The organism is Allorhizobium paknamense (genome assembly GCF_030815125.1).
In the GTDB taxonomy this organism is placed as follows: domain Bacteria; phylum Pseudomonadota; class Alphaproteobacteria; order Rhizobiales; family Rhizobiaceae; genus Allorhizobium; species Allorhizobium paknamense.
The window spans coordinates 104,899-130,853 of sequence record NZ_JAUSWH010000016.1 but is presented as its reverse complement, the minus strand read 5'-3'; the positions used below and the strand labels follow the sequence as shown (position 1 = coordinate 130,853).

General features: G+C 57.5%; 21 protein-coding genes and 2 pseudogenes. 2 read left to right on the top strand and 21 right to left on the bottom strand.

What is annotated here, in order from left to right; all coding sequences use genetic code 11:
- Positions 1-199: 199 nt before the first annotated feature.
- Genes QO005_RS19885 through QO005_RS19865 form a run of 5 tightly spaced genes read right to left on the bottom strand, consistent with a single transcriptional unit; the run spans position 200 to position 5,289 of the window.
- Positions 200-862 (bottom strand): CDP-alcohol phosphatidyltransferase family protein, encoded by a 663-nt coding sequence (locus QO005_RS19885; protein WP_307159769.1) that lies wholly within the window; start codon positions 860-862, stop codon positions 200-202.
- Positions 859-1,503, bottom strand: coding sequence for a LysE family translocator (locus QO005_RS19880; protein ID WP_307159768.1), 645 nt, complete (start codon positions 1,501-1,503; stop codon positions 859-861). Before QO005_RS19880 ends, QO005_RS19885 begins: the two co-directional genes overlap by 4 nt.
- A complete protein-coding gene (locus QO005_RS19875) occupies positions 1,503-2,273 on the bottom strand; it encodes a phosphocholine cytidylyltransferase family protein (protein ID WP_307159767.1) in 771 nt (256 codons plus the stop codon). Before QO005_RS19875 ends, QO005_RS19880 begins: the two co-directional genes overlap by 1 nt.
- Positions 2,273-2,887: a gamma-glutamyl-gamma-aminobutyrate hydrolase family protein gene (locus QO005_RS19870; protein ID WP_307159766.1), complete on the bottom strand. Its 615-nt coding sequence runs from the start codon at positions 2,885-2,887 to the stop codon at positions 2,273-2,275. Before QO005_RS19870 ends, QO005_RS19875 begins: the two co-directional genes overlap by 1 nt.
- Positions 2,884-5,289: a PEP/pyruvate-binding domain-containing protein gene (locus tag QO005_RS19865; RefSeq protein WP_307159765.1), complete on the bottom strand. Its 2,406-nt coding sequence runs from the start codon at positions 5,287-5,289 to the stop codon at positions 2,884-2,886. The genes QO005_RS19870 and QO005_RS19865 overlap by 4 nt, the downstream gene beginning before the upstream one ends.
- Positions 5,290-6,167: 878 nt before the next feature.
- Here QO005_RS19865 and QO005_RS19855 point away from each other — a divergent pair.
- Positions 6,168-6,483 (top strand): annotated as a pseudogene (locus QO005_RS19855) (Tn3 family transposase); the annotation flags it as partial.
- Here QO005_RS19855 and QO005_RS19850 read toward each other — a convergent pair.
- From QO005_RS19850 to QO005_RS19840, 3 genes and pseudogenes are all read right to left on the bottom strand, one after another.
- A pseudogene (locus QO005_RS19850) lies at positions 6,462-7,286 on the bottom strand (IS110 family RNA-guided transposase); the annotation flags it as partial. The pseudogenes QO005_RS19855 and QO005_RS19850 overlap by 22 nt on opposite strands.
- Before the next feature lie 132 nt (positions 7,287-7,418).
- A complete protein-coding gene (locus tag QO005_RS19845; RefSeq protein WP_307159764.1) occupies positions 7,419-7,931 on the bottom strand; it encodes a flavin reductase in 513 nt (170 codons plus the stop codon).
- Positions 7,932-7,941: 10 nt separating this feature from the next.
- Entirely contained in the window at positions 7,942-9,504 is a 1,563-nt protein-coding gene (locus QO005_RS19840; protein WP_307159763.1) for a 4-hydroxyphenylacetate 3-hydroxylase N-terminal domain-containing protein, read from the bottom strand.
- Between the two features lie 95 nt (positions 9,505-9,599).
- Here QO005_RS19840 and QO005_RS19835 point away from each other — a divergent pair, with 95 nt between their 5' ends.
- On the top strand, positions 9,600-10,475 hold the full coding sequence (locus QO005_RS19835) for a helix-turn-helix domain-containing protein (protein WP_307159762.1): 876 nt from the start codon (positions 9,600-9,602) through the stop codon (positions 10,473-10,475).
- A 17-nt stretch (positions 10,476-10,492) separates the two neighbouring features.
- Here QO005_RS19835 and QO005_RS19830 read toward each other — a convergent pair whose 3' ends face one another.
- The 13 genes from QO005_RS19830 to QO005_RS19770 form a co-directional block, all read right to left on the bottom strand.
- The gene (locus QO005_RS19830) at positions 10,493-12,085 is read right to left on the bottom strand and encodes a GMC family oxidoreductase (protein ID WP_307159761.1); all 1,593 of its coding nucleotides are present in this window, start codon (positions 12,083-12,085) and stop codon (positions 10,493-10,495) included.
- A 200-nt stretch (positions 12,086-12,285) separates the two neighbouring features.
- Positions 12,286-13,692, bottom strand: a complete 1,407-nt coding sequence (locus tag QO005_RS19825; protein ID WP_307159760.1) for an aldehyde dehydrogenase family protein — start codon at positions 13,690-13,692, stop codon at positions 12,286-12,288.
- A gap of 243 nt (positions 13,693-13,935) precedes the next feature.
- Entirely contained in the window at positions 13,936-14,892 is a 957-nt protein-coding gene (locus QO005_RS19820; protein ID WP_307159759.1) for a helix-turn-helix domain-containing protein, read from the bottom strand.
- Positions 14,893-15,288: 396 nt separating this feature from the next.
- Entirely contained in the window at positions 15,289-16,398 is a 1,110-nt protein-coding gene (locus QO005_RS19815; protein WP_307159758.1) for a histone deacetylase-like amidohydrolase, read from the bottom strand.
- Positions 16,395-17,567 (bottom strand): MFS transporter, encoded by a 1,173-nt coding sequence (locus QO005_RS19810; RefSeq protein WP_307159757.1) that lies wholly within the window; start codon positions 17,565-17,567, stop codon positions 16,395-16,397. Before QO005_RS19810 ends, QO005_RS19815 begins: the two co-directional genes overlap by 4 nt.
- 373 nt (positions 17,568-17,940) lie before the next feature.
- Entirely contained in the window at positions 17,941-18,888 is a 948-nt protein-coding gene (locus tag QO005_RS19805; protein WP_307159756.1) for a response regulator transcription factor, read from the bottom strand.
- Between the two features lie 90 nt (positions 18,889-18,978).
- Positions 18,979-19,785 carry a 4-hydroxy-2-oxoheptanedioate aldolase gene (gene hpaI, locus QO005_RS19800; RefSeq protein WP_307159755.1) on the bottom strand — a complete coding sequence of 269 codons (807 nt, stop codon included), beginning with the start codon at positions 19,783-19,785 and terminating at the stop codon, positions 18,979-18,981.
- 10 nt (positions 19,786-19,795) lie between these two features.
- Positions 19,796-20,599: a 2-oxo-hept-4-ene-1,7-dioate hydratase gene (hpaH, locus tag QO005_RS19795; RefSeq protein WP_307159754.1), complete on the bottom strand. Its 804-nt coding sequence runs from the start codon at positions 20,597-20,599 to the stop codon at positions 19,796-19,798.
- Position 20,600: 1 nt separating this feature from the next.
- A complete protein-coding gene (locus QO005_RS19790) occupies positions 20,601-21,473 on the bottom strand; it encodes a fumarylacetoacetate hydrolase family protein (protein ID WP_307159753.1) in 873 nt (290 codons plus the stop codon).
- 61 nt (positions 21,474-21,534) lie between these two features.
- Positions 21,535-22,515, bottom strand: a complete 981-nt coding sequence (gene hpaD / locus QO005_RS19785; protein ID WP_307159752.1) for a 3,4-dihydroxyphenylacetate 2,3-dioxygenase — start codon at positions 22,513-22,515, stop codon at positions 21,535-21,537.
- A 26-nt stretch (positions 22,516-22,541) separates the two neighbouring features.
- Positions 22,542-24,056, bottom strand: coding sequence for a 5-carboxymethyl-2-hydroxymuconate semialdehyde dehydrogenase (hpaE, locus tag QO005_RS19780; RefSeq protein WP_307159751.1), 1,515 nt, complete (start codon positions 24,054-24,056; stop codon positions 22,542-22,544).
- 67 nt (positions 24,057-24,123) lie between these two features.
- The gene (locus QO005_RS19775; RefSeq protein WP_307159750.1) at positions 24,124-24,516 is read right to left on the bottom strand and encodes a 5-carboxymethyl-2-hydroxymuconate Delta-isomerase; all 393 of its coding nucleotides are present in this window, start codon (positions 24,514-24,516) and stop codon (positions 24,124-24,126) included.
- Positions 24,517-25,004: 488 nt separating this feature from the next.
- Entirely contained in the window at positions 25,005-25,895 is an 891-nt protein-coding gene (locus tag QO005_RS19770; protein WP_307159749.1) for a LysR substrate-binding domain-containing protein, read from the bottom strand.
- Positions 25,896-25,955 lie beyond the last annotated feature (60 nt).

The following is a 25,955-nucleotide window of genomic DNA, read 5'->3' as shown; positions in this document are numbered from 1 at the left end:
AATGAGACGCCTCGCAAATGCCTGGGATACAGGACACCGGCAGAAGTCTTCCGCAAGAAGCTGCTCGCACAATTAAGGCGTACCGGGTAGCTTCGACCTGCCCGCAAGTCGCGCTTCAGCATGAACTCACAAGTTAAGGTTACGACGCCGCTTCAAGGCTTTAAGATTACTGTACACGGTGAATTGCGTATGGCCCATATCAGGTAATTCTCCTCAACAAATTGAGAACAACGATGCCCACGGACAGTATATTGAACGCGGCGAGCGCTCCTCCAGTCATTTTTGGTACCCTTAGAGAGCTCATGTTGAGCATTCCAATGATGGCGATGCACCACGGCAATAATTGTGCGGCAAAAGGCATCGGCAACAGCCCAATAATAAGACTCGTCAGGAACGATGTGTAGATTACCGGAACGCCGCGATAGCTGCCGTCAGGATTGCCGCCAAACACAGAGAAATATGTTAGCCGTGTCGCGGCGCACAGCGCCAGAAGCACAGAAAGTAACAGGCTGATCGCGCTCCAGTCGCTCAACGCCCCCATGAGCGCCGCGGGTAGGATCGCTCCATGCATCAGATCCGCAATCGAGTCGAGTTGCACACCCGCGCGCGACATATGAGCCGCGCGGCGCGGCCCGGAACGACGCGCGACCCAGCCATCTGTCATGTCGGCGAACAGGGCCAGAGCCAAACATGCCGCTCCGAGATGCACCTCGCCCACCACTGACGCATGAAGCCCGGCAACGGCAACCCCCAGCCCCCCCAGGGTTACGGCATTGGCCGGGTCTCGCATCAGAGCAGTGATGGGACCCGGCTCATCTGAAACCTGTAGGCTTTCCCCTCGTTTGTCGTCCGCTAAACTCACGCAGAGACCCCCAACGTGACTCCCAAAAAGAGATAAATCGCGGCGCTGAGCCCGGGGAACAAACGGCTGGAAAACATGCCGGAGAATCGACGCTGAGCTCTGACGAGCAAGAACGCGTAAATATAATGCACAGAGATGACAATAATCGCGATTGTCAGATACATTATTGCGAATTGCGGCACGATTGGCCATTCCGGCGAGATAAATTGCGGCAGGAACGCCGATAGAAAAATCACCGTCTTAGGATTACTAGCCGAAACCGCGAAAGCCTCAAGAAAGCGTTTGCGCGCCGACGGCAGCACATGCGCCTGATTCAAATGCGTCGGTGCTTTTACAGCTCTCAACCGACCCCGAATAAAAACATCATAAACGATGCGTGCTCCGAGATATATCAGATAAAATGCTCCCGCAATCTTCATCCAGTGGTAGGCTGCGCTCTCTACAGTTAGCAACGAGCCGACGCCGACACAAATCGCAACGATAATCAAAAGCTGGCATGAAAGATTGCCAGCCATTGTGACGAAAACGTGGCGATAGCCATATTTTGCCGTATGGTTCAGAACCATCAGGACGTTAGGACCGGGCGAAAAGGTGATTCCGAGATAAGCAAGCGCGAAAAGTAGCCAGAGTGTGGGATCCATTAGTAAGATCTTTCTAAAGCAGGAGTGTTAACGGGGGTAGAGGCTTCAAAGAAGTGAATATCTTCGGGAGAATCGAGTTCGCCCCATGGATCGAGGTTCGGTACGCATCGAATGAGCGTTCCGCGCCCCAGAAGGGCGGAGAATACGCTCGTCACATCGATCGAACGGCGACGATCTGAACTAAGGCTTGCGCAAAAATCCTGCATCTCGGAGAGACCAGTCGGCGTAAGCTTGAATAGGCCCATGTATTGGCCCTGCACCGTCGTGATATCCTGCACCCTCCCGCCAATCGTGATCAAGCGTCCCTCCGTATCAATCCGGAAGTTCTCGATGTCCGAAAGCGGATCCTCGAAACGTTGCTCCCAAAGGGCACGGCCATTATGATCATAGGCCAGCACAAAATCGCCCTGAGCGGAAATCAGATTCCGCACAATGGCACTTTCAAAGAAGATGTCGCCATAGCTGACGATGCATGGTTCCGCCGCCAGACGATCCGCCGCGCAAAACAGCGATTGCACCATGTTCGTACTGTCCCAATCACGGTTCAAGGCGATTTCGGCATCAATCTCATGCCTATCGATAAACGCCTCAATGGCCTCGGAACGGTAGCCCGCCACAAACGTGAATTTCTCCACACCGCCTGCTTTCAGGCGCTCAACGGAGAGCTCCAGAAGCGGCCTGCCCCGGAAAGGAACGAGGCATTTCGGTCGCATGTCCGTAAGATTGCGAAGTCGTGAACCTCGGCCGGCTACAAGCATTATGGCGCGCATCAGCAGCATCCTATGATTGAAAATCTAGCTCTAAACAGTGCAATATCGGCTTGATCCGGCACCACATTGCGCTCTGGGTGCCACATGATCCCTGATACAGGCAGGCTGTCATGCGCCAACCATTCCGGCGAACCGTCCTCCGCCTCTGCCAAAACGTGGCATTGGCTCGGCACCTCATCAATCCCGTAGTCATGATAGGAATTCACGCAGCGCTCCCCCCAGTTACCCGCAATCCTATGCCTGGTCACGGTATGACCTGCACGCTTCACAAGAGTCCCGCCAAACGCGTGGCAGAGTTTTTGCAACCCCCGGCACACCCCAAGAACCGGAAGCCCCTTCTCTTTCGCTCGGGCCAGAACGATATCTTCAACTCTGTCACGGGCCAGAACATGCTCCGGTGAGCGCGCGACATTACCGCCACCGCTCAGGATCACACCGCTCAAGATACCGCTGTCGAGAATGAGCTCTGCTTGACCGAGATGGTTGGGCAGACAAACTGGCACAAGCTCGCAAGCCTCCAGAAAAGTCCACCAACCGGTTTCAAGGCAGTCCCGGTGCTCGTTCCGCTCGGGCAACACGGCGTCACGCATGGTGATTGCCACAAAGCGGCTCATGTGATTGGCTCAACCCGACGGGCGCGGCAATCACACCGCAACACCGAAAAGGTCTTCCATTTGTCATAAAGCCGCCCGGCCCCAACTACCGCCGGGATCCCGAATTCACGAGCACGGATCGCCATATGGGAATTCTCGCCTCCATATCGCGTGATGAAACCCGCAATACCTCGAGTAAACACCCAATCGTATCCCGGATCCGCGGTTTCGATGAACACGATCTTGCCCCTCAGGTCATTATCGAGAGACAGCGCGACCGGGGCCTGAACGGTTTCATAGGTCACGAAATTTGGTGCCGAAGCTTCCACCTCAAAACCAAGAATATCGTCAGGCGAGGTCAGCAAATCAGGCAAACGCACCGGCAGGCTCTGCTGCCATGAGACCCGATTCGACGCCGAGCTTTCGCGAATCCGACGGTCTATGTCGGATGTGAAGTCGAGCATATTCTCGATATCCGAGAGCGTTAGAAACGACATCTCTTCCCTGTTGCAACCGTACTGCGCCCCGACATTCGAAATGATTTCAAGCGCATCGGAAACCTGTTTTGTGTAGAGAAACTTTACATATTCCCGCGCATGAATGGCACTCGCCGCAAAAGTGCGGAAGCGCTCCCAGTTAAAGTTGTATCCAAGCGCTGCGAAATGCGCATCAATCCGGGCGATGTCACTCGCCGAAAGTTCTACAAAGCTTCCTGTGTCTGGCTCGTCGGGTTGCGCTTGGGTGGCATTAAGAAATGAAAAATACCTCTCCGGTTCTTGATCGTATCGCGGCACGGTGATGTCGAAAGTTCCCGGGCGAATATGACCGTATCGCGCCATGAAGACGTCGCGCTCCAATCTCTGGAAATCGCCAAAAAGTTGCGAACCGATTGCCTGCGCGCTGCGAGAGATATCCTCAATGACGGCTTCGTGGATATAACCGGTCCGTGCAAGGACCCTCAGAATAGAAGCGGCAATAAATGCCGACCGTGCAGCGCCGGAAAACAACGGTGCTGCGTTGTGCCGCACCCATGACAAAAGCCGTGTGGCGTCCATCAGGCTTGAAGACTTAAGATCGCTCTTTTGCTCATACATCGCTTCCAGATGCACCACATCGGCCATGATGCCGTCATAGGTGCCGCCTTCGACCACGACGCCGTTGGTGAGTTTCAGGAGATCGTCCAAATACCCCGCCCATTCCGCGTCGGAAAGCGAAGTAAAGCGAGCCCTCCAGTGGGGCTGCGTCAAGTCCGGCGTGAACACCGTTGGCATGATCTCGAATTCAATCTTGTCGTGAAATTGCGGTGCTGCTGCCAGCGCGCGAGACGCATCTGCAACAATCTTTCTACGTATGAGTGGGGGTACAGATTTAGGCACAAATGAACTAAGGCTGGCGCTCACATTAATGAAGGGTGTTCCGCCGATGAGGCGCATCAGCCCGTCGCCACTCATGTCGGTGTACCCAAGCGGCGTACGCCCCTTGGTCCAAGCCACGTCCGTAATCAAATATCGATACAGAGAGTACGTCAGGGGACGCGGTTTGATGCCGATTAACTCTGCTGGATTCCAATCCGGCATAACGCCAAACAGGGCATTCTCTAGCCCATTGCGCGCATTGAATTTGACGATGTCTTTATAGCATCGTTGCACGTTCTCAATAAGATATGGGAAACCAAAGCCGACAATCTTATGCCTTGGTGATTTCATTACGATTGGGCGCACCTGGAAGATGATGACTGTCCCTGTCGCGGTAATCGCGAATTCGATATCGACAGGCTTGCCGCCCGTGATTTCGGCCAGTTCGCGAAGAGCGGGCGCCAAAGGTTGCAAGCAAGGCGGCAGATGGCTTTCGTAGCCCGTCACGCAGATCGCCATGCCCGAGTTTGATGTTCCGGCCGTAACGGCTTCGGTGTCGGCTCCGTGAGCATAGTCAACGATCGTATAGGGCGCACCACTTTGGGCGTCCGCAGTCATGGCGACGCCGCTCAAGACAACCTCACGCGCCATGGGTTGAACAAGCACCTGGTCACCGGGTGTTGGTTTGCCATAGGACATGAATACGTCATCAATGGCGTGATCCAAATCCGCCAGGCTTTTGATGTTGAGAAGAGAAAGAAATTCCCCGGCGTGGGAGGCAACCTCGGAATCCTCAGCGGCGCAGCTTGAGCGTACAATGAGTGTCCGCGTCATCTCCAGGTCTGACCAAATCTTGCGTGCCGTGCGATCTCTATCTTCCTGCCAGTCCGAATATTGCACGACCGCTATCGGTAGAACCGTAAAATTCTTTGATATTTTACTGATTTTAACTAGTGTTTCACTTTTAGTGCCAAACGTGAAGGGGTCTACCTCTTGATTTGGATGCCTAAGGCAACCTTTAGGAGACGCGCGGTCAAAATGCTTTGACCTTCTGGCTTCAAAATTCATTTATACAACTCTAAATAAATGTTTTGTCATAAAACTGTTATATAAGGTGCATGAATTTATCCTTCAAGTTGCATTCCGGAAAAAATAATCAAAAGGTTGCTTTTCGATTCACTTTGAACTGATGGTGTGGATGCTCCCTTCAGTGGGCCTTGGAGTATGATGCCTGCCCAACGCCTTGGTGGCGCTCACGGAAGAAAAGCAGATAACCCCATCAGCTCACGAGGCAGATCATGGAAAGCTCAAACCATTGATCAAGCCAGCCCGAGGTTTCAAGACCTTGAAAACCATCTACGCGACGATCAAGGGTTCGAGTTCATGCATGCTCCACGCAAGGGACAGGCCGCGATCTTCAATTTGAACGGCCACATTCGTGGAACGTGCTTTCGGTATTGAGTCGAGCGCGCGCACCTACAGCGCCGTGCGCCATTTATGGCGCACAAAGGTTCGCTCTAGGGTCAAACTCAATCAGGATGGGTGTTCTGCAAGGCGTATTTTGTGTCTGAGTAGGAGGAAAGGTGCAGGAAATGCCGATCATTTTCAAACCTTTCCGACGCCCGCAGGCGCAAAATACGCCTTGCCCGAAGGGTTGAACGGGATGGGCCGCCTGATTGCGAACAATGCTCGACAAGGCCTCAGGGCCTTGCCTTGCGCTTGTTCGCGGCCATTCAATCCCATCCCGTTCAACAGAACACCCATCCTGATTGAGTTTTGACCCTAACGCTTTCCATCTGCTGCATAACTCCTTAAATCGACTTTGATTTAAGGAATTATGCAGCAGCTAGTAGCAACTCTCCCCAGAAACGCGACACCAAACCCGTGTGACTGAAGCGTAGGAAAGCCCCTCCCCAGCCATCCGGAATATTTGCAACAAAGCCCCCATGGCCGAGACCCGTCCTGCCCGTGCCCAGCACGAACTCGGTCGGCTCATCAAGACCCTATATCTCCCGCGCGTCCTCGATGGTAAAAGCTATAGACGCCGTATTATCATCCACCTCAATCGTGGCGAAGGCCGACACCAACTTGCCCACGTCATCTTCCATGGAAAGCGTGCCGAACTGCGCCAGCGCTATTGCGCGGGACAGGAAGAGCAGCTTCGGCGCGCTCGGTCTAGTCGTCAATCTCGTCGTGCTTTGAAACACGATCTACATGGATGCTGCGATCTATCAGCTCGTACGTAGAGAGCGCTCGCCCATCTTCGTCGTTGACCCGAGCCCTTGCTTGCTGCCGGTGGAATGCTGCCGGGGTGTCAGGCCAAGCCAGGCTGCAAAGTCGCGTGCCTTACGGAAAGTCTGCAGCGGCGGAGCCAGGACTGTGATCGCTGTGGCAATCAGTGGGCCGATGCCCGGAACCGTCATCAGGCGCCGCGCCACTTCATTTTCCCTGGCTCTGTGTGCGATCTCGGCATCAAGTTTGCCGATCTCCGCCTCAAGGTTCGTGAACACCGTAACCAATATACCCAGCGTGGTGACCGCCTCTGCGGGCAGGTCGCTTTCCGAACTTTCGATGATTGCAACCAGCCGCGATACGTTGGCTGCACCTTGCGGTACGATTTGTCCGAATTCTGCCAGATGGCCACGCAAGGCATTGATGATTTGCGTTCGCTGCCGGATCAGAAGCTGGCAAACGCGGAAGCTCATTGCTACGCCTTGAGTTTCCTCCCTTTTTACCGGAACAAAGCGCATCGTCGGGCGTGTAACTGCTTCGCCGATCGCCTCAGCATCCGCAGCATCGTTTTTCTGACGCGTCACGAAGGGCTTGACGTAGGCTGGCGAGATCAACCGTACCTCATGACCCAGGCGGACAATCTCACGACCCCAGAAATGGGCCCCGCCACAGGCCTCCATCGCAACAATACATCGAGGCAACTGGCTGAAGAACGAAAGCACATGATCCCGGCGCAGCTTTCTACGCAAAACCGCGCGGCCAGTCTATTCAACCCCGTGCACCTGAAACACATTCTTCGCCAGATCGAGCCCGACTGTGACAATCTTCGACATGACAGCTCTCCTTGGTGGACACATGGAGACCCACCTTCGCACATTGGGGTCGTCGGAGGGCGGTTACATCATTAGAGCCAGATTCACCCCGTTTTGGAAAGGCCAAAGAGTCGGAAGCAGAAAGACGCCATTTTATCCGCCAAAACTTCCAGTCTGGGTCGGCACATGCACGTAGTTGCGGTCAAAATACAGAAGCGCATGCCCATCCTTGCGGCTGCGGACCTCTTTGACTTCACCGATCAGGATGTTATGCGTGCCGACAGATTTGATGTCGGTGAGCACACAGTCGAACGAGACGATGGCGTCTGCCAGCGCCTGATTGCCGGACGCCAGATCAAGCCAGTCAGCCGCTGCATAACGCTTTTCCATATCGCCCTCCTGCCCCGCGAACAGACCGGCCAGATCGCGATGCTCACCCGTCAGGACATTGACGCAGAACCGGGCGTTTGTTCGAAAGAGTTCGGCCTGCGACGAGCGGCCATTCATACAGACCAGAAGTGTTGGCGGCTCATCCGTGACCGAGCACATGGCTGTGGCGGTGAAGCCGCCGCGACCGGCAGCCCCCCTGGTGGTGATGACGTTGACCGGGGCGCAGACCCTGGCCATCGCATTTCGGAATTCGGTTTTCGAAACATTGAAGGTCATACCGAAGGCCTCATTCCGCGGCGCTTTTCAGGATACGCAGATCGTCCTGCGGCCCATGCCAGACATCGCCGGTCCAGCCGTTTTCGTCGTAATCGGCCATGCATTGATCCACCAGCGCTTCCATCTTTTTCAGCGTACCGCCGCGCTCGGCACCTTTGAGCACCTGCAAGCGCACTTCCTCCGGCGCACCGGCATAGTTCAGCTCATAGAGCGCATGGCGACCGCCGAATTCCGATCCGGTCGCATCCCAGAGCAGCTTCATGATCTTGATACGCTCGACATGGCCCATGTCGTTGGAGCCACGCACATATTGCGCCAGATAGCGGTCGATTTCAGGATTTTGGAAATCCTTGGCCGAGGATGGAAGATAGATCAGGCCGGAGGCCACGGTGCGCCGCACGATGTCGATCACCTTCGGATAGGCTTCCGACATGAAGGTGCGGTAGCAGAGCGCCGCTTCCAGATTGGGCAATACCGCCCCGTTTGCCCAGGGAATCGGGTTATGCGCCATGGCATTGGAGAAGGTCCAGAACTGATGGCGAATGGCGATCACCTCGCCCAGCATGGCCTGATTGCCACGGAAAGCATCGCCGCCGGTGGCGCGCAACGCCTTGGCAAGCAGGCCGGCAATAAAATCAAGCTTCACGGCAAGCCGCGTGCAGCCCTGGAAGCAGTAGCCATGCATGAAGCCGGAGGCCGGGTGGAAGGACAATATCTTGACCGCATCGCGCAGCACCAGAACATCTTCCCAAGGCACGAAGACATTATCCAGCACCAGAATCGCATCATTTTCATCAAACCGCGACGACAGCGGATAGTCGAAGGGCTGGCCGGTGGTGTTGGCATTCTCCTCGTAGGAGACGCGGCAGAACATTTTCACCCCGGGCGCATTCATCGGCAGGATGAACATCACCGACAGCGACGGATCTTCGGTGACGGTGGCCGAACTCTGGGCAAGAAAGTTGTAATGGGTCAGCGCCGAGGAGGTTGCCACCACCTTCGCGCCGGAAACATAGATACCGGCATCGGTCTCCTTGGTGATATGTACGAAAACGTCCTTCACCGCATCTGCCGGCTTATGGCGATCAATCGGCGGATTGACGATCGCGTGGTTCATGAACAGCACGCTTTCCTGCGCCCGCTTGTGCCATGAAAGTGCATTGTCCTTGAACGGGCCGTACCAGTCGGCATTGGCGCCGAGCGTATTCATCAGGGCCGCCTTGTAGTCTGCCGTGCGCCCCATCCAGCCATAGGACATGCGCGCCCAATCGGCAATCGCGCCTTGCTGCGCCACCAGTTCTTCCGAGGATTTGGCGACCCGGAAATATTTATGCGTATAGCCGCCATTGCCGGTATCGGTCGGCGAGGTCAGACGCTCCTTCGTCTTTTCGTCATGCAATGCATCATACATCCGGGCAATCGAGCGGGCAGAATTGCGCATGGACGGATGAGTGGTGACATCGGCAATCCGCTCGCCATTGATATAGACTTCACGCCCGTCTCTCAGGCTTGCCAGATATTCGGCCCCGGTAAACGGACGCGTTTTGTCGCTGCGATGATCTTCTGCACGCATGAAATTTTCCTCCCTGAAAATAATGACAGATGTTAGGTCGAGCAGCGCACACGCTCCATGGACAAACAGGGCAATTCGCTGGTACTTTTTCCGGCATGAGCCAGACATCAAGCATTCCCGCCTTTTTCGTCTATGGTGAGCCAAGCCGTGCGCTTGATGTCGGTTTCGTGCATGTCGAAACCGTTATGGAGCGAAAATCCATCCATTTTGGCCATGTTGCGCCACATCAACATCCTCAGATGGGGCAGATCACCTATTGGTTCGAGGGGCGCGGCACCTACCGGATCGAGGCAGATAGTTGGAATTTTTCGGCTCCAACCATCAGTTTCGTTCCCTCGGCTACGGTGCATGGTTTCGATGTCGAGGACGGTACGGATGCCTTCGTGATTTCCATCTCCGATGATCTGCTGCGAACGCTCGAACCAGGCGTCGATCTCGACCTCACGAAACCCTGCCTGATCGGCGGCACGGCATCCGATCCGCTCTGGATGCGGCTGAAGGCGCTGATCGGCATGGTGGCGGATGAATACAGGGGATCGGCCCGCGCCAGCCCCCGGCTGATTTCGGGCCTGATCGGCGTGGTTCTGTCACAGATCGGCAATCTGGGTGGCCATCAGGCGATGGAGGATATGTCGCCTTCCCGCGCGCTGGCGGCAGCCTTGCGCCGCGCCATCGACCGGCATTACCGAGAGGATTGGCCCGTCTCCCGCTATGTCGATGTGCTGGCCACCACCCCGCATCTCCTCGACAAGGCGGCGCGAGAAACCTTTGGACAGTCGGTCAAGGATATGCTGATGGAGCGTCGCCTGCTGGAAGCCAAGCGGCTGCTGCGCTTCACCATCCGCTCCATCGAGGATATCGGCCGGGAAATCGGCTTCGAAGACCCGGCCTATTTCTCCCGCTTTTTTCGCAAGCGCACTGGTTACTCCCCGGCGAGTTGGCGAAAAGGGGTACTTGATCGCGGGACATGAGACGCGCCATTCTGCCGTCAGGCCACACGCTCCTTGCCAAGAATGAACCGGCTGGCTCGCTCACCGATCATAATCGTCGGCGCATTGGTATTGCCGGAGACCAGCGTCGGCATGATCGAGGCATCGGCAATGCGCAATTTGTCAACGCCGAACACCTTCAAATCCTCGCCCACCACGGCCATGCGGTCCTCGGGCACGCCCATTTTGGCGGTGCAGGAGGGATGGAAGACGGTTTTGGAAATCCCGCGAATATAATCGCGCAGCGCTTCCGGGTCGTTTTCAACACCGGGCCTCGGCAGAACCCGGCGCTTGACGATCCGGGCCAGCGACGGCGCTTCGGTAATGCGGATCGCCAGTTCGATGCCCCGCACCAGCGTTTCCAGATCCGCCGGGTTGGAGAAGGAATTGGCGTTGAACAGCGCCGGGTCTTCAGGGTTGGCCGAGCGTAGCTTGACTGTCCCGCGCGATTGCGGCCTCAAGAAGCAGGGACCGATGGACAGGCCATGGCCCGGCTCTGCCACCCGCTCGCCAAAGCCAACGAAGCTGGGCAGGACGTGAAACTGTATATCCGGCTGCCCGGTACCGGCTGTATCGACAAAGCCGCCGGACTCTACCACGGTCGAGGTGAGAAGCCCGGTCTTGGTCATGAGATATTGCAGCATGTGACGGGCGGCAGCCAGTCCCTTATCCTGGCCGAACAGAGATAGCATGCTCACCTCGACCTGAACGGTGGCTTCGAGATGGTCCTGATAGTTTTCGCCGACCCCTGGCAGGTCGACAAGCACCGGCACTCCATGCGTCTTAAGGTGTTCAGCTGCGCCAATACCGGAAAGTTGCAGCAGCTTCGGCGTGGCAATCGCCCCCGCCGTCAACACGATTTCGCCACGCGCCTTGACCGTTTCGCCGGTCGATAGCAGCACGCCGACGGCCGCCCTGCCCTCGAACAGCAGCTTATGGACCTTGGTGCCGGTCATGATGTCGAGATTAGGGCGCTTTTCCGCATCCCGCAGAAAGGCCTGAGCCGCGCTCCAGCGTTGGCCATTATAGGTCGTCGTCTGGTAAAAGCCGACGCCTTCCTGATCCGCCCCGTTGAAGTCCTCGTTATAGTTCAGACCTGCCTCCTGCGCCGCCCGAATGAAGGCCCAGGACAGCGGGTGGCCGAAACGCCGGTCAGAGACTTTCAATGGACCTTCCGCGCCATGAAATTCGCCCGAAAGCCGCTGATTGCCTTCCAGATCGCGAAAAACTGGCAGAACCTTGTCATAGGACCAGGCCCGGCATCCCATTTGCGCCCAGCTATCGTAATCCTGTCGCTGGCCGCGCACATAGATCATCGCATTGATGGAGCTGCCACCACCCAGCACATTGCCCTGTGGCACCACGTTCTGCTTGCCGTTCAGGCCCGCATCCGGCTCAGATGTGTAAAAATGGACGTCTCGCCCCTTCTCGATCACCTTGAAAAAGGTGGCAGGGATATGGATAAAACGGTCCTTGTCCTTCTGGCCGCTTTCCACCAGCAACACCCGATTGGCCGGATTTTCCGACAGCCTCGCCGCCACAACCGAGCCGGATGAACCGCCGCCCACCACGATATAATCAAACTCACGCATATGGTCCTCCCCACGGCCCGCTGTCGGTGTCCGCGCTCTCCAATCCAACAGGCTGGCTTCACAGTCTGTTCAAGAATTGCTGCTGATCTGGCGAAAATGGTGATTTCGAGAACCGGAGCGGAGCGTACTCAAGTACGTGAGCAACGGAAGCGCAGAAATTGCCATTTGCAGACGATCAGCAGCGATTATTGGACGGACTGTCAGATAAAAACGGTCTGGATGGTGGTAAATTCCTTCAGGCCATCGACCCCGAACTCGACGCCGATGCCCGATTGCTTGACGCCGCCAAAGGGCGCGTTGGGCTGAATGGCTCCATGCCTGTTGATCCAGACCGAACCGCATTCCAGCCGCGACGCCACCTTGCGGGCAGCTTCGACATTGCTGGACCAGACCGAGCCGCCAAGCCCGCTCGGATTGTCATTGGCCTTTGCAATCGCCTCTTCGATGTCGTGATAGCGAATGATGGGCAGCGCCGGACCGAACTGCTCTTCGTCCACCAGCTTTGCACCGTGATCGATATCGGCCACCAGCGTGACAGGATAGAAATAGCCCTTGCCGTCCGGAGCGGTTCCGCCGATCAGAATCCGCCCGCCTCCCTCCACAGCATCACGCACGCAAGCGGCAACGATGTCACGCTGGCGCGCATTTTGCAGCGGGCCAAGGGCGCTATCCTCTGCCAATCCATCACCGATCCTGATTGTCTGGGCGTAATCCGACAGGGCCGTGCAGATGGCATCGTAGAGACTGTCATGCACATAAAGCCGCTTGAGGCAGGCGCAGGTCTGACCACTATTGATGAAGGCACCCCAGAACAGCCCCTCGGCAATCGCCTTCGGATCGGCATCCGGCAACACGATGCCCGCATCATTGCCGCCGAGTTCCAGCGTCAGGCGCTTCAGCGTATCCGCAGCCGTTGCCATGATGCGCCTGCCGGTGGCTGTCGAGCCGGTGAAGGAAATCTTGGCGATGTCGGGGTGGGCACTCATGGCAGCACCGAGATCATTGTCATCGGCAATCCCGTTGACAACACCCGGCGGCAGCACCTCATTGATCCATTCGACAAGGCGAAGGGTGGAAAGGGGCGCGTTCGGCGACGGTTTGATCACCACACAATTGCCAGCCCGTATTGCCGGAATGATGTGCCAGCACGCGATCATCACCGGCCAGTTCCACGGCGTGATTGCGCCAATGACGCCAATCGGCTTGCGGTGCAGCTCGATGCGGTCGTCCGGCCCGTCCTGCACAACCTCGACCGGCAGATCGAGCGAGGCGGTATAGCGCGTCCATGCCACCGCACCGCCAATCTCGAAGCGTGAACCAAGACCGCCCAGCGGCTTGCCCTGCTCCAGCGTCAGAAGATGCGCCAGATCTTCCGCATTGGCTTCGATCCTGTCGGCAATGCGCTGGCAGAATGCGGCACGCTCTTCGCTACTTTTTGCCGCCCAGGCCGGAAAGGCCCGTTTGGCGGCATCAACCGCATGGTCGAGATCAGACCGTGACGCGAGCGGCGACAGGCCGACAATGGTTTCCGTGGACGGATTGACGACAGGCCGATGGCGCTCCGTCGCCACCAATTTGCCGTCGATGACAAGCTTGAACTCCTGCATAGTCTCTCCTCCCATGCCCTGCAAAGGAAGAGGAGCTTAACAAAGGTCAAAACGCCTTTCTTGGATTGCGGCGCGGCGGTTGTAGGACAAAAACGCGGCGTCATCTGAAAACACAAAGAGCCATCTTCAGCCCTTCTTCATACCAGAGCCTGTCAGCTTCAGACGGAACCAGACGGGCCCGCGATTCGTTGGTTTTCGTTTGTCTGATCAGAAAAACCGTGTTCCCTTTTTTCCTGACAAACTCTATCCCCGAAGCACATCTTTTGGCGCGCAATCATAAAATTGACGAAAGCAACGATTGAAATAGGAGATGTCGTTGAAGCCGACGGAAAGGGCGATATCGGCAATCGCGCCCGGATGGCGGATACCGCGCATCTGCTCGAGCTTCGAGCGGGCGAGGCTCAATCGCTTTTGCTTGATAAGGCCTGTGATGGTGCGCCCCTGGGCGGCCATGTCATCCTGAAGGGTGCGCAGCGACAGGCCCAGCCGGGCCGCCAACCATTGCGGGGTCAGATAATCTTCCGTCAGATGTTCGTCGATCAGCATGTCCACAAGTTCGCGCCGCCCAAGATTGGTATCGCTCTGGACAGCGAAATCCTCCGTGCCATTGGCCGCGAACGCCTGACGCGTGGCGCTGAACAAAAGGGAGCGCAAATCCGCTGCCCGGCTATCCCCCTCGGCAGTGGTCAGCATTTTGGCAATCAGCGCCCCCAGCATGACCGACATCGGGTCATTCGCCCCGATCTTGCGGGTCAGCGCAATGCGGGCATTACGCTCCGATAGCAGCAATTGCCGTGGCAAATGCACCGAGAGATGATTGGAAAAGTTTCCGGCAAAATGAAAGATGGATGGCCGGGCCGCGTCCACCAGAATGCAATCGCCGGGATGCAACCTTTCCTGCCGTGCGTATTGCTCAATGCCGCAGCTGCCTTCCATCTGCAGCAGCAGAAACAGACTGTCGCCCTGATCGGCGCGGATATCGGCGGGATCGCGGCGAATGAGATCGAGATTATTGGCCACTTGTGCAACCGCGATGCCCGCCGCGTCAAAGCGCGTCGCACCGCCTTTCACCCGCTCACAGCGATCACGCCGTCTTGGCTGAAAACGCCCGCAAATCGACGTCAGAGTGTTGGCCCAAAGATCGAAATCCAGCAGGGGCCATTGCGCCGGAATCCGCCCCTCAAGACCCGTCAGATACATGTCCGCCTCCTCCCAAAGCCGGGCAACGCAATAATACGCATGTTAACTAAACAGGCTTTTACAAAACTGTCACCACATTTTGCGAATGGCGGCGGCGTAATACGAAGGGTCATTGAAGATGGCAGTTCGTATTCCATTTTCGAATATCTCAAGTCCCTGATGCATTTGAGATATTCGAAATCTCTTCAAGGCGAGGAGGCTGACGCATCTTCGAGCCTTGGCATAAAAGATTCAGGGCCACACGGACAAGATCCTTCCAGACATCATCGTGTTCGCGAGGACTATCAGCATTGGGTGTGTCAGGGAAAAGTGGTTGCCGGTTTCCCGGAAAGACAAACGAAATCAAGAAAAGCGAGAGCTGTCTGGTTCTGAACCTGACAGACTCTCACGGATGACTCATGCAAATAGTTTGGCGAGATCGTCCACCCAGTTATCCTGACTCGCCTGCGTTTTTTCTCCCGGCTGTTGCAGTATCATGAAGTCGAGCAGCGGATCGATGACCTCGGTGCGATGGCCCGACATTTCCTCGATGGTCGCGAGGCCGCAAAAGGGTACGTAAGCTTCGGAATAGCCACCTTCGTGGACGGCAAGCAGCTTGCCACCGCACAGCCGCTCTGCCGCTTGGCGCATGAGACGGATCATCTCCCTGTAGGAGTCGCTGTGAAGCTGCATACGCGCCAAGGGGTCCAGAGCGCTGGCATCGAAACCACAGGCGACGATGATAACCTCAGGCCGGAAGCTTTCGAGCGCCGGCACCACGATTGTCTCCAGCGCCCGAAGATAGGTGGTGTGGCCGGAGCCCGCCGGAAGCGGAATGTTGATATTCGTGCCAAGGCCTGCGCCAATCCCTCTGTCCTCCACCCCTGAATAGCCGGGTGGAAAGCAGTTTTCCTGGTGAAGCGAGATGGTCAGCACGTCCCCTCTCTCCTCATAGATCTTCTGGGTGCCGTTGCCGTGATGCACATCCCAATCGACAACCGCAACCCGGCCGAGCCCGCGCCGGGCCTTCACGGTTTCGATAGCAAGGGCGATATTGGCCAGAAAGCAGAAGCCCATAGCCTGATCGGGCAGGCAATGATGCCCCGGTGGGCGTGACAGGGAATAGGCATTGTCAATCTCGCCCATGACAACGGCGTCCAGCGCGGCGGTGGCAAGGCCCGCCGAAAGGCAGGCAATTTCATAGCTTCCGGGGCCGATGGGCGCAGACGGTCCGGCGTAGCCGTGGCCGAGATCGCTCAATTCCTTCAAGCCATCGAGATAGGCGGCAGGATGAACCCGCAGCAGATCCTCCCTTTCGAGCGGCGGCGCGGTTCGAACAATCAGCTTCGTCTCAAGCCCCGACACAGTCAGCAGGTTTTTCAACCGGCGCTTGCTTTCGGGAGACTCCGCCAGGCCTGCTCCATTGGGAACCTGAACCCAGCCCCCGGCTGGCAGTGTCACGACATGCGGCCCGCTGTGATGCCAGAATGTCAGTTCATCGGTATAGAATGCGGTACGACGTGTCATGCGGGTACTTTCTCGGCAACAGTGTTTTTTGTCTGGGAAAGGTGGGCGGCAAATATGCCTGCACAGGAAAGAACGGTGGCGATAGCGCTGAAGCCGAGCATCGTCGAAAACCCGCCGCCCGCCTCAAGAATTTGCCCGGCAACCGCTGGCCCGATGGCCAGACCGCCGCCGACGGCAAGATTGGCGGTATTCATCAACCGGCCGTCTTGATCCTGATCGGAAATCGTACCCAGAATGAAGGGTAGAACGAAGGTCCAGACGAACTTGAAAGCGCAAGCCGCGATGGCAAAGCGCAAAAATTCCGGCCTATCGAAAAGCAGCAGGATAGAGCCGGTCATGATGGCGTAACCGGCCAGGAGTGAGACGCTGCGCGCAATGCGGCTGCCGATGCCGGTGGCCGCCAGCGAGCCGACAATGCCAAAAATGGTGGCTATCGACAGCAGTTCGCCGGTCTTCGCTGCGTCGATCCCGGCGGCACTGGCAATCGAGCCAATAAAGGTCCAAACACCGCTGAGGCCGATATAGAAACTCAACAATCCCAGAATGCTGATGGCCGCACGCTTGCGCACTGCCGCAGACGTTTGCTTGCGCCGTAGGTCATCCTTACGCTCCAGATTGGCGGGGTAGCAGCGCGCCAGTGGCAATGCCAGCGTCATGAGCGCGGCGAGGCCGACATAGAGAACAGACAGGCCGTAGCGCTGAAAAAGTCCCGGAAGAACCCAGAGGCCGATGGCACCGATCACCAGCTGCCCACAGACCCATAATCCGTAAACCCGATCCCGCTGATTGCTGAGAACAACGCTTGCGAGACCAAGTACCATCAGTGTTCCTCCGCCGAAGGCGGACAGAAAGCGTAGGATCAGCAGCGAAACATAGCTCGTTGCAAAGGCAGAGGCGATATTGGCCGCAATGAACAAAAGCGTTGCGGCAAGCGCCACGTTTTTCCAGTTCCAGCGCTTTTGCCAATAATAGGCCGGAAGCGTGGCAAGGCTCATGGCGGCGAGCTCAGTGGAAAACAGGAAGCCGATCTGACCCGCCCCGAATCCGAACTGCCCGCCATATTGCGCCGCCATGGCAGGTGCCGTCAGCAAGACCACGGGCGCGACGGCCGCATGCACGACAATGGCCAGCAGCAAGCCGGGCGAAAGATTATACAACTTAAGCGACATGAAACATTCCCCTTTATGTTGTTGAACTTATTTCAGGACAAGCGTAATCGCTCGACGCCGTCCATGCTCACGGGGTAAAATCGGGACGGCAAAGACTGTCTGCGCAAGCGCGCGGAAAGGCACACGCAACAGCGGTGCAGCGATGGAAGGTCATAAGCTGCCGTTACCCGTCCGACTGCGGCCGAACAGGCTTGCACACCGCAATCAACGCTTTCCAGGCGGTTTACCTGCGAGCGGATAGGCCGCAAAGCCGCTCATACGCTACGACGATGTGCAGTCTTGTTGATATCCCATCTTTGTCATTCCCCTGACTTTATCTTTTGTTAGGGGAAGTTTTGATCGGAATCAGCGCAACAGATATGGTGCAAACCTACTATGTTTCGCCTGAAAGCCGCTGCAAAAGCTCAATTCTGGTTTTGACCTCCAGCCTACGATATATTGAGGCGATCTGATTACGCACAGTGTTGGAGGATACGCCGAAGGCTTCGGAGATCTGTCGTGCTGACGCACCAGCGATCAGCTTTTCCGCCACACGGCGTTCCTGAACGGACAGGCGATGCCAAAGGGCCAGCCGAGCCAAGCGCACGAAGGTCAATCCGGGCTTGTAGGTTTCGGCCTCCAGCACGAGATTTCGACCGCGATGGTGGCCACCCTGTCGCACAATCTGCTTCAAAAGCGCTGCCGCCCGCCGACTGGAAAGACCTTCCGTCTCCAGCATGGCATCGAAACCGGGGGTTGCGCGCACAATCTGCACATCCTCATCGAAAAGGGCCGCTTCGCCGTTTCGTCCGGCGCGAGCGCGAAGCTCGGTGCGGACCGACAGCGACAGACCCTGCTCGAGATGACGCAGGATGATCTCGAAGTTGGCGGCATCCTGCGTTTCAAAAACCGGGCGCTCCGGCCCGCGATAAATCGACATGAAGAAATGATAGGCCGAGGACTGATCGAGACGGCAGTGACCATTCATCATTGTGGCAATGCCGAAACGCTCTGAAAAAGCCAGATAGTCTTCGGAAACCGCCGCCTCCCTCGGTGTCAGCGTGAGCGCAAAGACCGGAAGATTGCGGCCATGGCGAATGAAGGGATCAATGGGCGCGACGGCTTTGGCTGCGGCCTCGAATTCCGGGGGCATTCGATAGCGACCGGAATTGACGATGTTGACCTTGTTTCCGGCAAAGGAAGACCAGCCCCACCAGGCTGCGTCGAAATCGACAGCCTCTCCCAGCAAGGCGACCATGCGCTGGCGGAAATCAGCCGGCGACATATCGACGGCAGACGCCGTCAATCTGAGCACCAGATCCGAAAACCTCTCAAGCTTCACTGGTCATACTTTCCGCTTTATCCCGGCAGACATTGCGCATGTCGATGACCGCACGTCTGTCCACAACAGTCGGACAAAACGTGTCCTTCCTCAATAGACCCCTACATTGCCCGCAGGTACAGCAGGCTGCGCTTCGCGAAAATCCTTCAGCAGCTTGGCCGCTCCATTTGCCAGAAGGCCGACATCATTGCCGATGCCGACAAAGCTTGCACCCAGATCGGCGTAGCGCCGGGCAAGGCCCAGATCGCCGATCAGAATGCCTGCCGCCTTGCCGCAGGCGGTGATGCGGGCGATGGCCGCCTCCACGACGCTGACCACCTCCGGGGCGCCTGGCCTGCCGAGATGGCCCATATCGGCTGCAAGATCGGCAGGGCCAATGAAAATGCCATCCACACCATCCACCGCGCAAATCGCTTCGAGGTTATCGACCGCCACCCTGCTTTCCGCCTGCACCAGCAGGCAGATCTCGTCATTGGCGGTAGGCAGATAATCTGTAATACGGTTGAAATCGGAGGCCCGCGCAAGCGCCGCTCCCACGCCACGCATCCCATGCGGCGGATAACGCACGGCGCTTACCATGGCAGCAGCGGTTTCAGCATCATGCACCATCGGGATCAGCAGGGTCTGCGCACCGATGTCGAGCATCTGCTTGACCATCCAGGTCTCGCCGACCGGCGGACGGATGATGGCCTGCGAGGCAGAGCCGCGCATGGCGCGCAATTGCTCGGCCAGACGCGGCACATCGCTCGGCCCGTGTTCGGCATCGAGCAGCAGCCAGTCGTAACCAACGCCGGCGCAGATTTCCACCGTGTTCGGGCTGCCCAGTGCCTGCCAGAGACCGATTTGCAGGCGGCCTTCCCTCAGACCCTGCTTGAAGAGATTGCGCGGTGCGGGCATTGCTTTTTCCCTATTCAAAATAGAGGCTGACCGAGCCGTAAGGCCCGAAATCACCCAGGATCGTATCGCCGTGCCGTGCTTCTATGGGCCGGATGAAAGAGCCCGCCAATACGATCTGCCCTGCCTCGATGCCATCGCCATACTGCGCCAACCGATTGGCGAGCCAGGCAATGCCGCGCGCCGGTTGGTTGAGCACCCCGGCGCCCAGACCGGTTTCCTCGACCTCGGCATTGCGGGAAACAATCGCCCCCATCCAGCGCATGTCGATCTGGTCCGGCCGCACGGCGCGTCCGCCGGTGACGATGCCCGCATTGGCGGCATTATCCGAGATGGTATCGAACACGGTCCGGGTCTTTTTAGTCTCCGGATCGACCCGCAGAATGCGGGTGTCGAGAATTTCCAGCGCAGGCGTCACGTAATCGGTAGCGTTCAGCACGTCGAACACCGTTACACCCGGTCCTTTCAGCGGAGCCTTCATGATAAAGGCAATCTCCGCCTCGATGCGCGGCTGGATGAAGCGATCCTTCGGCACGGTCGCTCCGTCCTCGAACACCATGTCGTCGAACAACACGCCGGAGTCTGGGATGTCGATGTTCAGTGCATATTGCATGGCCTTCGACGTCAGCCCGATCTTCCAGCCGATCACCCTGCGCCCGGCGGCAATCTTCTTCTTCACCCAGGCACCCTGAATGGCATAGGCATCGTCCATGCCGAAACCGGGATGGGCGAGCGACAACAGGCCGGTTTGGATGCGGGTCCGCTCTGCCTCGTCAAGCTTTACCGCTGCGGCTTCAATCTGCTCGGGGCTCAACATGTCATGCCTCGTCTTCGATGGTGTTGCTGAGGATGCCGAGACCTTCGGCCTTGACCTCGACCACATCACCCGGCTTCAGCCAGATCGGCGGATCGAAGCGCGCACCAGCCCCGGTCGGGGTGCCACAGACGATGACATCACCCGGCACCAGCGTGGTGAAGGTGGAGATGTAATTGATGATCTTGCGAAAGGAGAAAATCATCCGGCTCGTGCGGTCGAACTGGCGCACCTCGCCATTGACGCGGGTTTCCAGCTTGATATCGGTCAACTGGCTTTCATCGGTGAAGGGAACGAGCCAGGGGCCGATCGAGCCGGTGCGGTCGAAATTCTTGCCCTGGGTGACGTTGAATTTCGCATGGCGCACCCAGTCGCGGATCGTGCCTTCGTTGCAGAGCGACAGCGCCGCGATATGGGAAAGCGCATCCACCTCGCTGATGCGGCGGCCCTGCTTGCCGATCACGATAACGATCTCGCCTTCATAATCGAGTTGCGGGCTTTCCGGGGGCCGGATCAGCGGCTGGCCGTGCCCGGTAAAGGAACGGGGAAAGCGGATGAACAGCGAGGGATTGGAAGGCGCCGCCTGCCCATCCTTGTATTCCTCGTTGCGGTCGGGAAAATTCACCCCGACGCAGATGATCTTTTCCGGCGCGGGGATCGGGATCTCGAATGTCACCTCCGATAGCGCGATATCCGGTGCTTGATCCGCATGGTCCCGCGCCAGTTGCACGAGCGCATCCGCCTCGATCACCTCTCGCAGGGTCGGATAGCGCGCGCCATGACGGGCCGAAAGATCGATGACTCCGTCACCGCTGACCAGGCCGTAACCCTTGCTGCCGTCAGACCGGCTGAAACCTAAAAACCGTGGATGGGACATGGTGCAACTCCTTCTGGCGGAAAGAGGGGTCGCTGGCAGCGACCCATCGTGCTGACGACGCTCAGGGCGCGATGATCGGCTGGGCCGTAAGGGCGGACGCCTTCGGACCAACGCCCTCAAACAGGCTGCCATGCTCGAACCATGATCGGGGAGCAGGCGCCCCCCAGAGCGTCTGGCGCTGCGGGTCTTTCAGATCCCACTTGATCGGCTCCAGATCGGGATCGACCGTCTGGTAATCCGAGCAGTAGATCTCGATACGGTGGCCATCCGGATCGAGAATGTAGAGGAAGAAGGCGTTGGAAATGCCGTGGCGGCCCGGTCCGCGCTCGATATTGGCGACCCAGCCGGTGGTGGACATCAGGTCGAGAAGATCGATGATGTTGAGCGGGGTCGGCACCCAGAAGGCCGTGTGATGCAGGCGCGGACCCGTGCCATTGGTGAAGGCGATATCATGGACGCCGCCCTTGCGGTGTGTCCAGGCCGCCCAGAGCTTACCGCTTTCCTCGTCTTCCGTATATTCCGTCACCCGAAAGCCAAGCTCGTTGTAGAAGGCGACAGAGGCATCGACATCCGGTGAGAAGCAGTTGAAATGATCGATCCGCAGCGGCTTGACGCCCCGATAAAGCGCATATTGCTGGTGGATCGGCGGCAGGCGGTCCATCCTGGAATAGAATTCCAGCGGCGTGCCATGCGGATCGCGGGTGCGGAAGGTGCGCGACTGATAGGGCCGCTCGACCCATTCCACCGGCAGACCCCTGGCTTTGAAGAAATGCTCCGCCTTATCGAGATCCTCCTCGGAAAACACCTTGAAGCCAAGGTCGCGGGCCACCGATTCCGTGCTCTGGCGCAGCACGATGCAATGATGACCGCGCTCTTCCATGGCGCGCAGATAGATCGCATCCTTGTCCTCGTCGGTCACCTGCAGGCCAAGCGTATCGACATAAAAGGCGCGCGACCGGGCAAGATCTTTCACACCGAACTCGACATGGCTCAGGCGAAGGATGTTGAAGGGCGGATGAAGGTTTGGTGTGGGCACGGGCATGTCTTGGTCTCCTCCGGATAGATCGATCAACCGCCCAGCTTCTGAATGGCGTGCGGCTTGGTCGCGAATGCGATATTCTTGGTTTCCATGTAGAAATCGAAGGACCAGTCGCCGCCGTCGCGGCCGATCCCGGAATTCTTGACGCCGCCGAACGGGGTCGGCAAATGGCGAACATTTTCCGAATTCACCCAGATCATTCCTGCTTCCATCTGGTCGGTGAAACGGAAGGCGCGGGTGACATCCGCAGTCCAGAGATAGCCGGTCAGCCCATATTGGACGTCATTGACCAGCGCCAGCGCCTCATCCTCGTCCTTGAAGGGAATGGCGGTCAGCACCGGCCCGAAAATCTCTTCCTGGGCGATGCGCATCCGGTTGTTGGCGCCGGTAAACAGGGTGGGAGAGACATAGCAGCCACCGCCGGGACCGGCGAATTTCTCGCCACCTGCGGCCACTTTAGCGCCTTCGGAACGGCCGATCTCGATATAGTGCAGCACCTTCTTCTCGTGCACCGGATGGATCAGCGGGCCGACGACCGTTTCCGGATCGAGCGGATGACCGACCTTGATGCGCTTGGCCTTTTCGGCAACCAGGGCGGTGAACCTGTCATAGATGCCCTCTTCCACCAGCAGGCGGGAAGAAGAGGTGCAGCGTTCACCATTCAGCGAGTAGATCATGAAGACGGCAGCGTCGGCGGCACGCTCCAGATCGGCATCGGCAAACACCACGACCGGGTTTTTGCCGCCAAGCTCGAAATGCACCCGCTTCAGCGTATCGGCACCCTGTTTCATGATCATCGAGCCGGTGCGGCTTTCACCGACAAAGCCAATGGCCTTGATCAGCGGATGTTCGGTCAATGCCTTGCCCGCATCTTCGCCCAGACCGTTAACGAGGTTCCAGACACCCTTCGGCAATCCCGCCTCTTCGGCAATCTCCACCAACAACCGCGCCGTCAGCGGCGAAAATTCGGCAGGTTTGTGAACGATGGTGCAACCGGCGGCCAGCGCTGGTGCAATCTTCCAGGTGGACAGCATGAAAGGCGTGTTCCAGGGCGTGATTACACCCACCGGACCGATCGGAACACGGGTCGTCATATTGACCTGGCCCGGCGCGCGCAGGGACCTGCCATCCCGCGCCTCAGGCGCCCGGTCTGCGAAAAACCGGAAGTTTTCCGCACCACGCAGGGCGGCCTTGGCCATGAATTTCAGCGATTGTCCGGTATCCATGCATTCGACGAATGCAATTTCCTCCGACCGCGCAACGATGGCATCGGCAATCTTGTGCAAGAGCTTCTTTCGCGCTTCACCCGGCATCGCCGCCCACTCGGCAAAGGCATCCTTCGCAGCCCGTGCCGCGAGGTCGATGTCGGCGGCCTTACCCTGCGCCACCTTCGCCAGCACCTTCAGATCGACCGGTGAGATGGTTTCGAAACTGCTGCCGTCCAGCGCGTCACAGTCTTCGCCGCCGATACGGTTCTTCACACCGCCCTGGAACTTCCTGAGATAGGCCTCGGCCCTGGCAAGATTGTCTTGAAAGGTGGACATGATGTTCTCCATGAAAATGGCCCGCGCCTTTTCCGGTCGCGACGCAATGTCCGTTGGGATGAAAAGGTCAGATCGCTTTCTGGCGAAGCCTCGGGTGAATGGCGTTCTTCTTCCAGCTCAACTCGGCGTCGATCTCGCGGATTTCGAGCGAGAGCATGAAATGCGGCGTCTCAAAGCGCTCGGAAAGGAAGGCGGAAACGGCGGCAAAGATCGTCTCGCCGACCCGCTTCTTGTCGGCGTCGCTGCGGCCTTTGCCAATGCGCAACGACATGTCGATGAAGGCGTTTTCCGCCAAAAGGTCGGCAACGGCATAGACGTCGGTACGAAAACCGCGCACCCGGACGGCACCGAGCTCGAACAGTTCGGTCTGCATCATCGTCTCGTGAATGAGGCGCGAAAGCGCCCTCATGTCGACCACTCCCTCAAGATTGGCCGAATAATCGAAGGTAAAATGCGGCATGGCTCCTCCCGCCGTTTATATTTAACATGTTAAATTAATTAACCTGCTTGTCAAGCGGCCAAACGTATGGGCGTGACTTTATTCAACTGCGCGCCGCAGCCAATCATTGCAGGATTGGCTGCGGCGCGCGAAGCCGTGATGACCCATTTCGCCGATGCTGGCTGCCCATGATCTGACCGAGCAACAACGGCGTGTCATCCGCATTCTCGGTGAACCCGGGGGTGGTGGAACCGGGCCAATAACTGCCACCGGCTCAGACCGTGGAGCCGCCTACAGCGCCGTGCGCCATATATGGCGCACAAAGGTTCTCTGTAGCGCTTTATATCCGCTGCATAATTTTATCTTTAAATCGATTCCGATTTAAAGATAAAATTATTCACAAGTAACAATAAATTCGATGCCACTCGAATGAAAAAATGAAAAAAAATCCTGATGTGAGGGCTTCGAACGTCTGTCCACAAACTGCCTTTACTATTGCACTATTTCTGCTACGCTTTTCGAAGACTACGAAGCAGCCAGTCACGGAAGACAATGACATTGGGATTATGAAATTTCCGCTCGGGATAGACTAAATAATAGGAGTCATCCGACTGCACCGGCTCGCCGAAGGGCATGTGAAGCTGGCCATTCGCGACCTCCTGCCGGATATAGAAGGTCGGCACGACGGCGAGGCCAAGGCCGTGGATCGCCGCATTGATGATCATTTCATGATGGGCAAAGCGTGTCCCCTGAATGCGACCGCTGTAGGAGAGTTTCGCCAGCCGCAGCCAGTTGAGCCACAGGCTCGGACGCCCGGCATTCTGCAAGAGGGGGAACTCCGCGAACTGCAATGGATCCAGCTTGCTGCCCGGGGGAATGAGCGCGGGGGACGCGACAACCGCCAGCACTTCGGGAAACAGTTCAATCGAACGGGCGTGAAGCCAGGTTCCCACACCACGCAGAATGGCGACATCGAGCTGTGTTGTCTCGAAATCTGTCGATGGCATCGCCGGCATGACCTCGAGCGGAATGTCGGGGTATGAACCGATAAAAGCTCCAAGCCGCTCCGGCAGCCAGCGGGAGGCGAGCGTCGGATGCGTGCCGATCATCAGTGAGGAGTCTACGCTCCGTCCACGCACGGCATCGATGGAGATCTCTTCCAGCCGATCCAATGTGAGTGCGAGGTTTCGGTAGTAATTGGCACCAGTCTCTGTCAACACGAGCCTTGGGCCGGATCGATGGAAGAGCGTCGCACCAAGAAACTCTTCGAGATTACGGATCTGCCGGCTAATTCCGCTCTGCGTCAATCCAAGATCGTCGGCGGCTCGCGTGAAGTTCATGTAGCGCGCAGCCGCCTCGAAAGCATGCAGGGCAGAAAGTGAAGGCAGATAGCGGCGCATCGGGCAACGTCCCATCATGATAAAAACTCATGCATGCCGGAGTATTCGCAATTTCCCTCG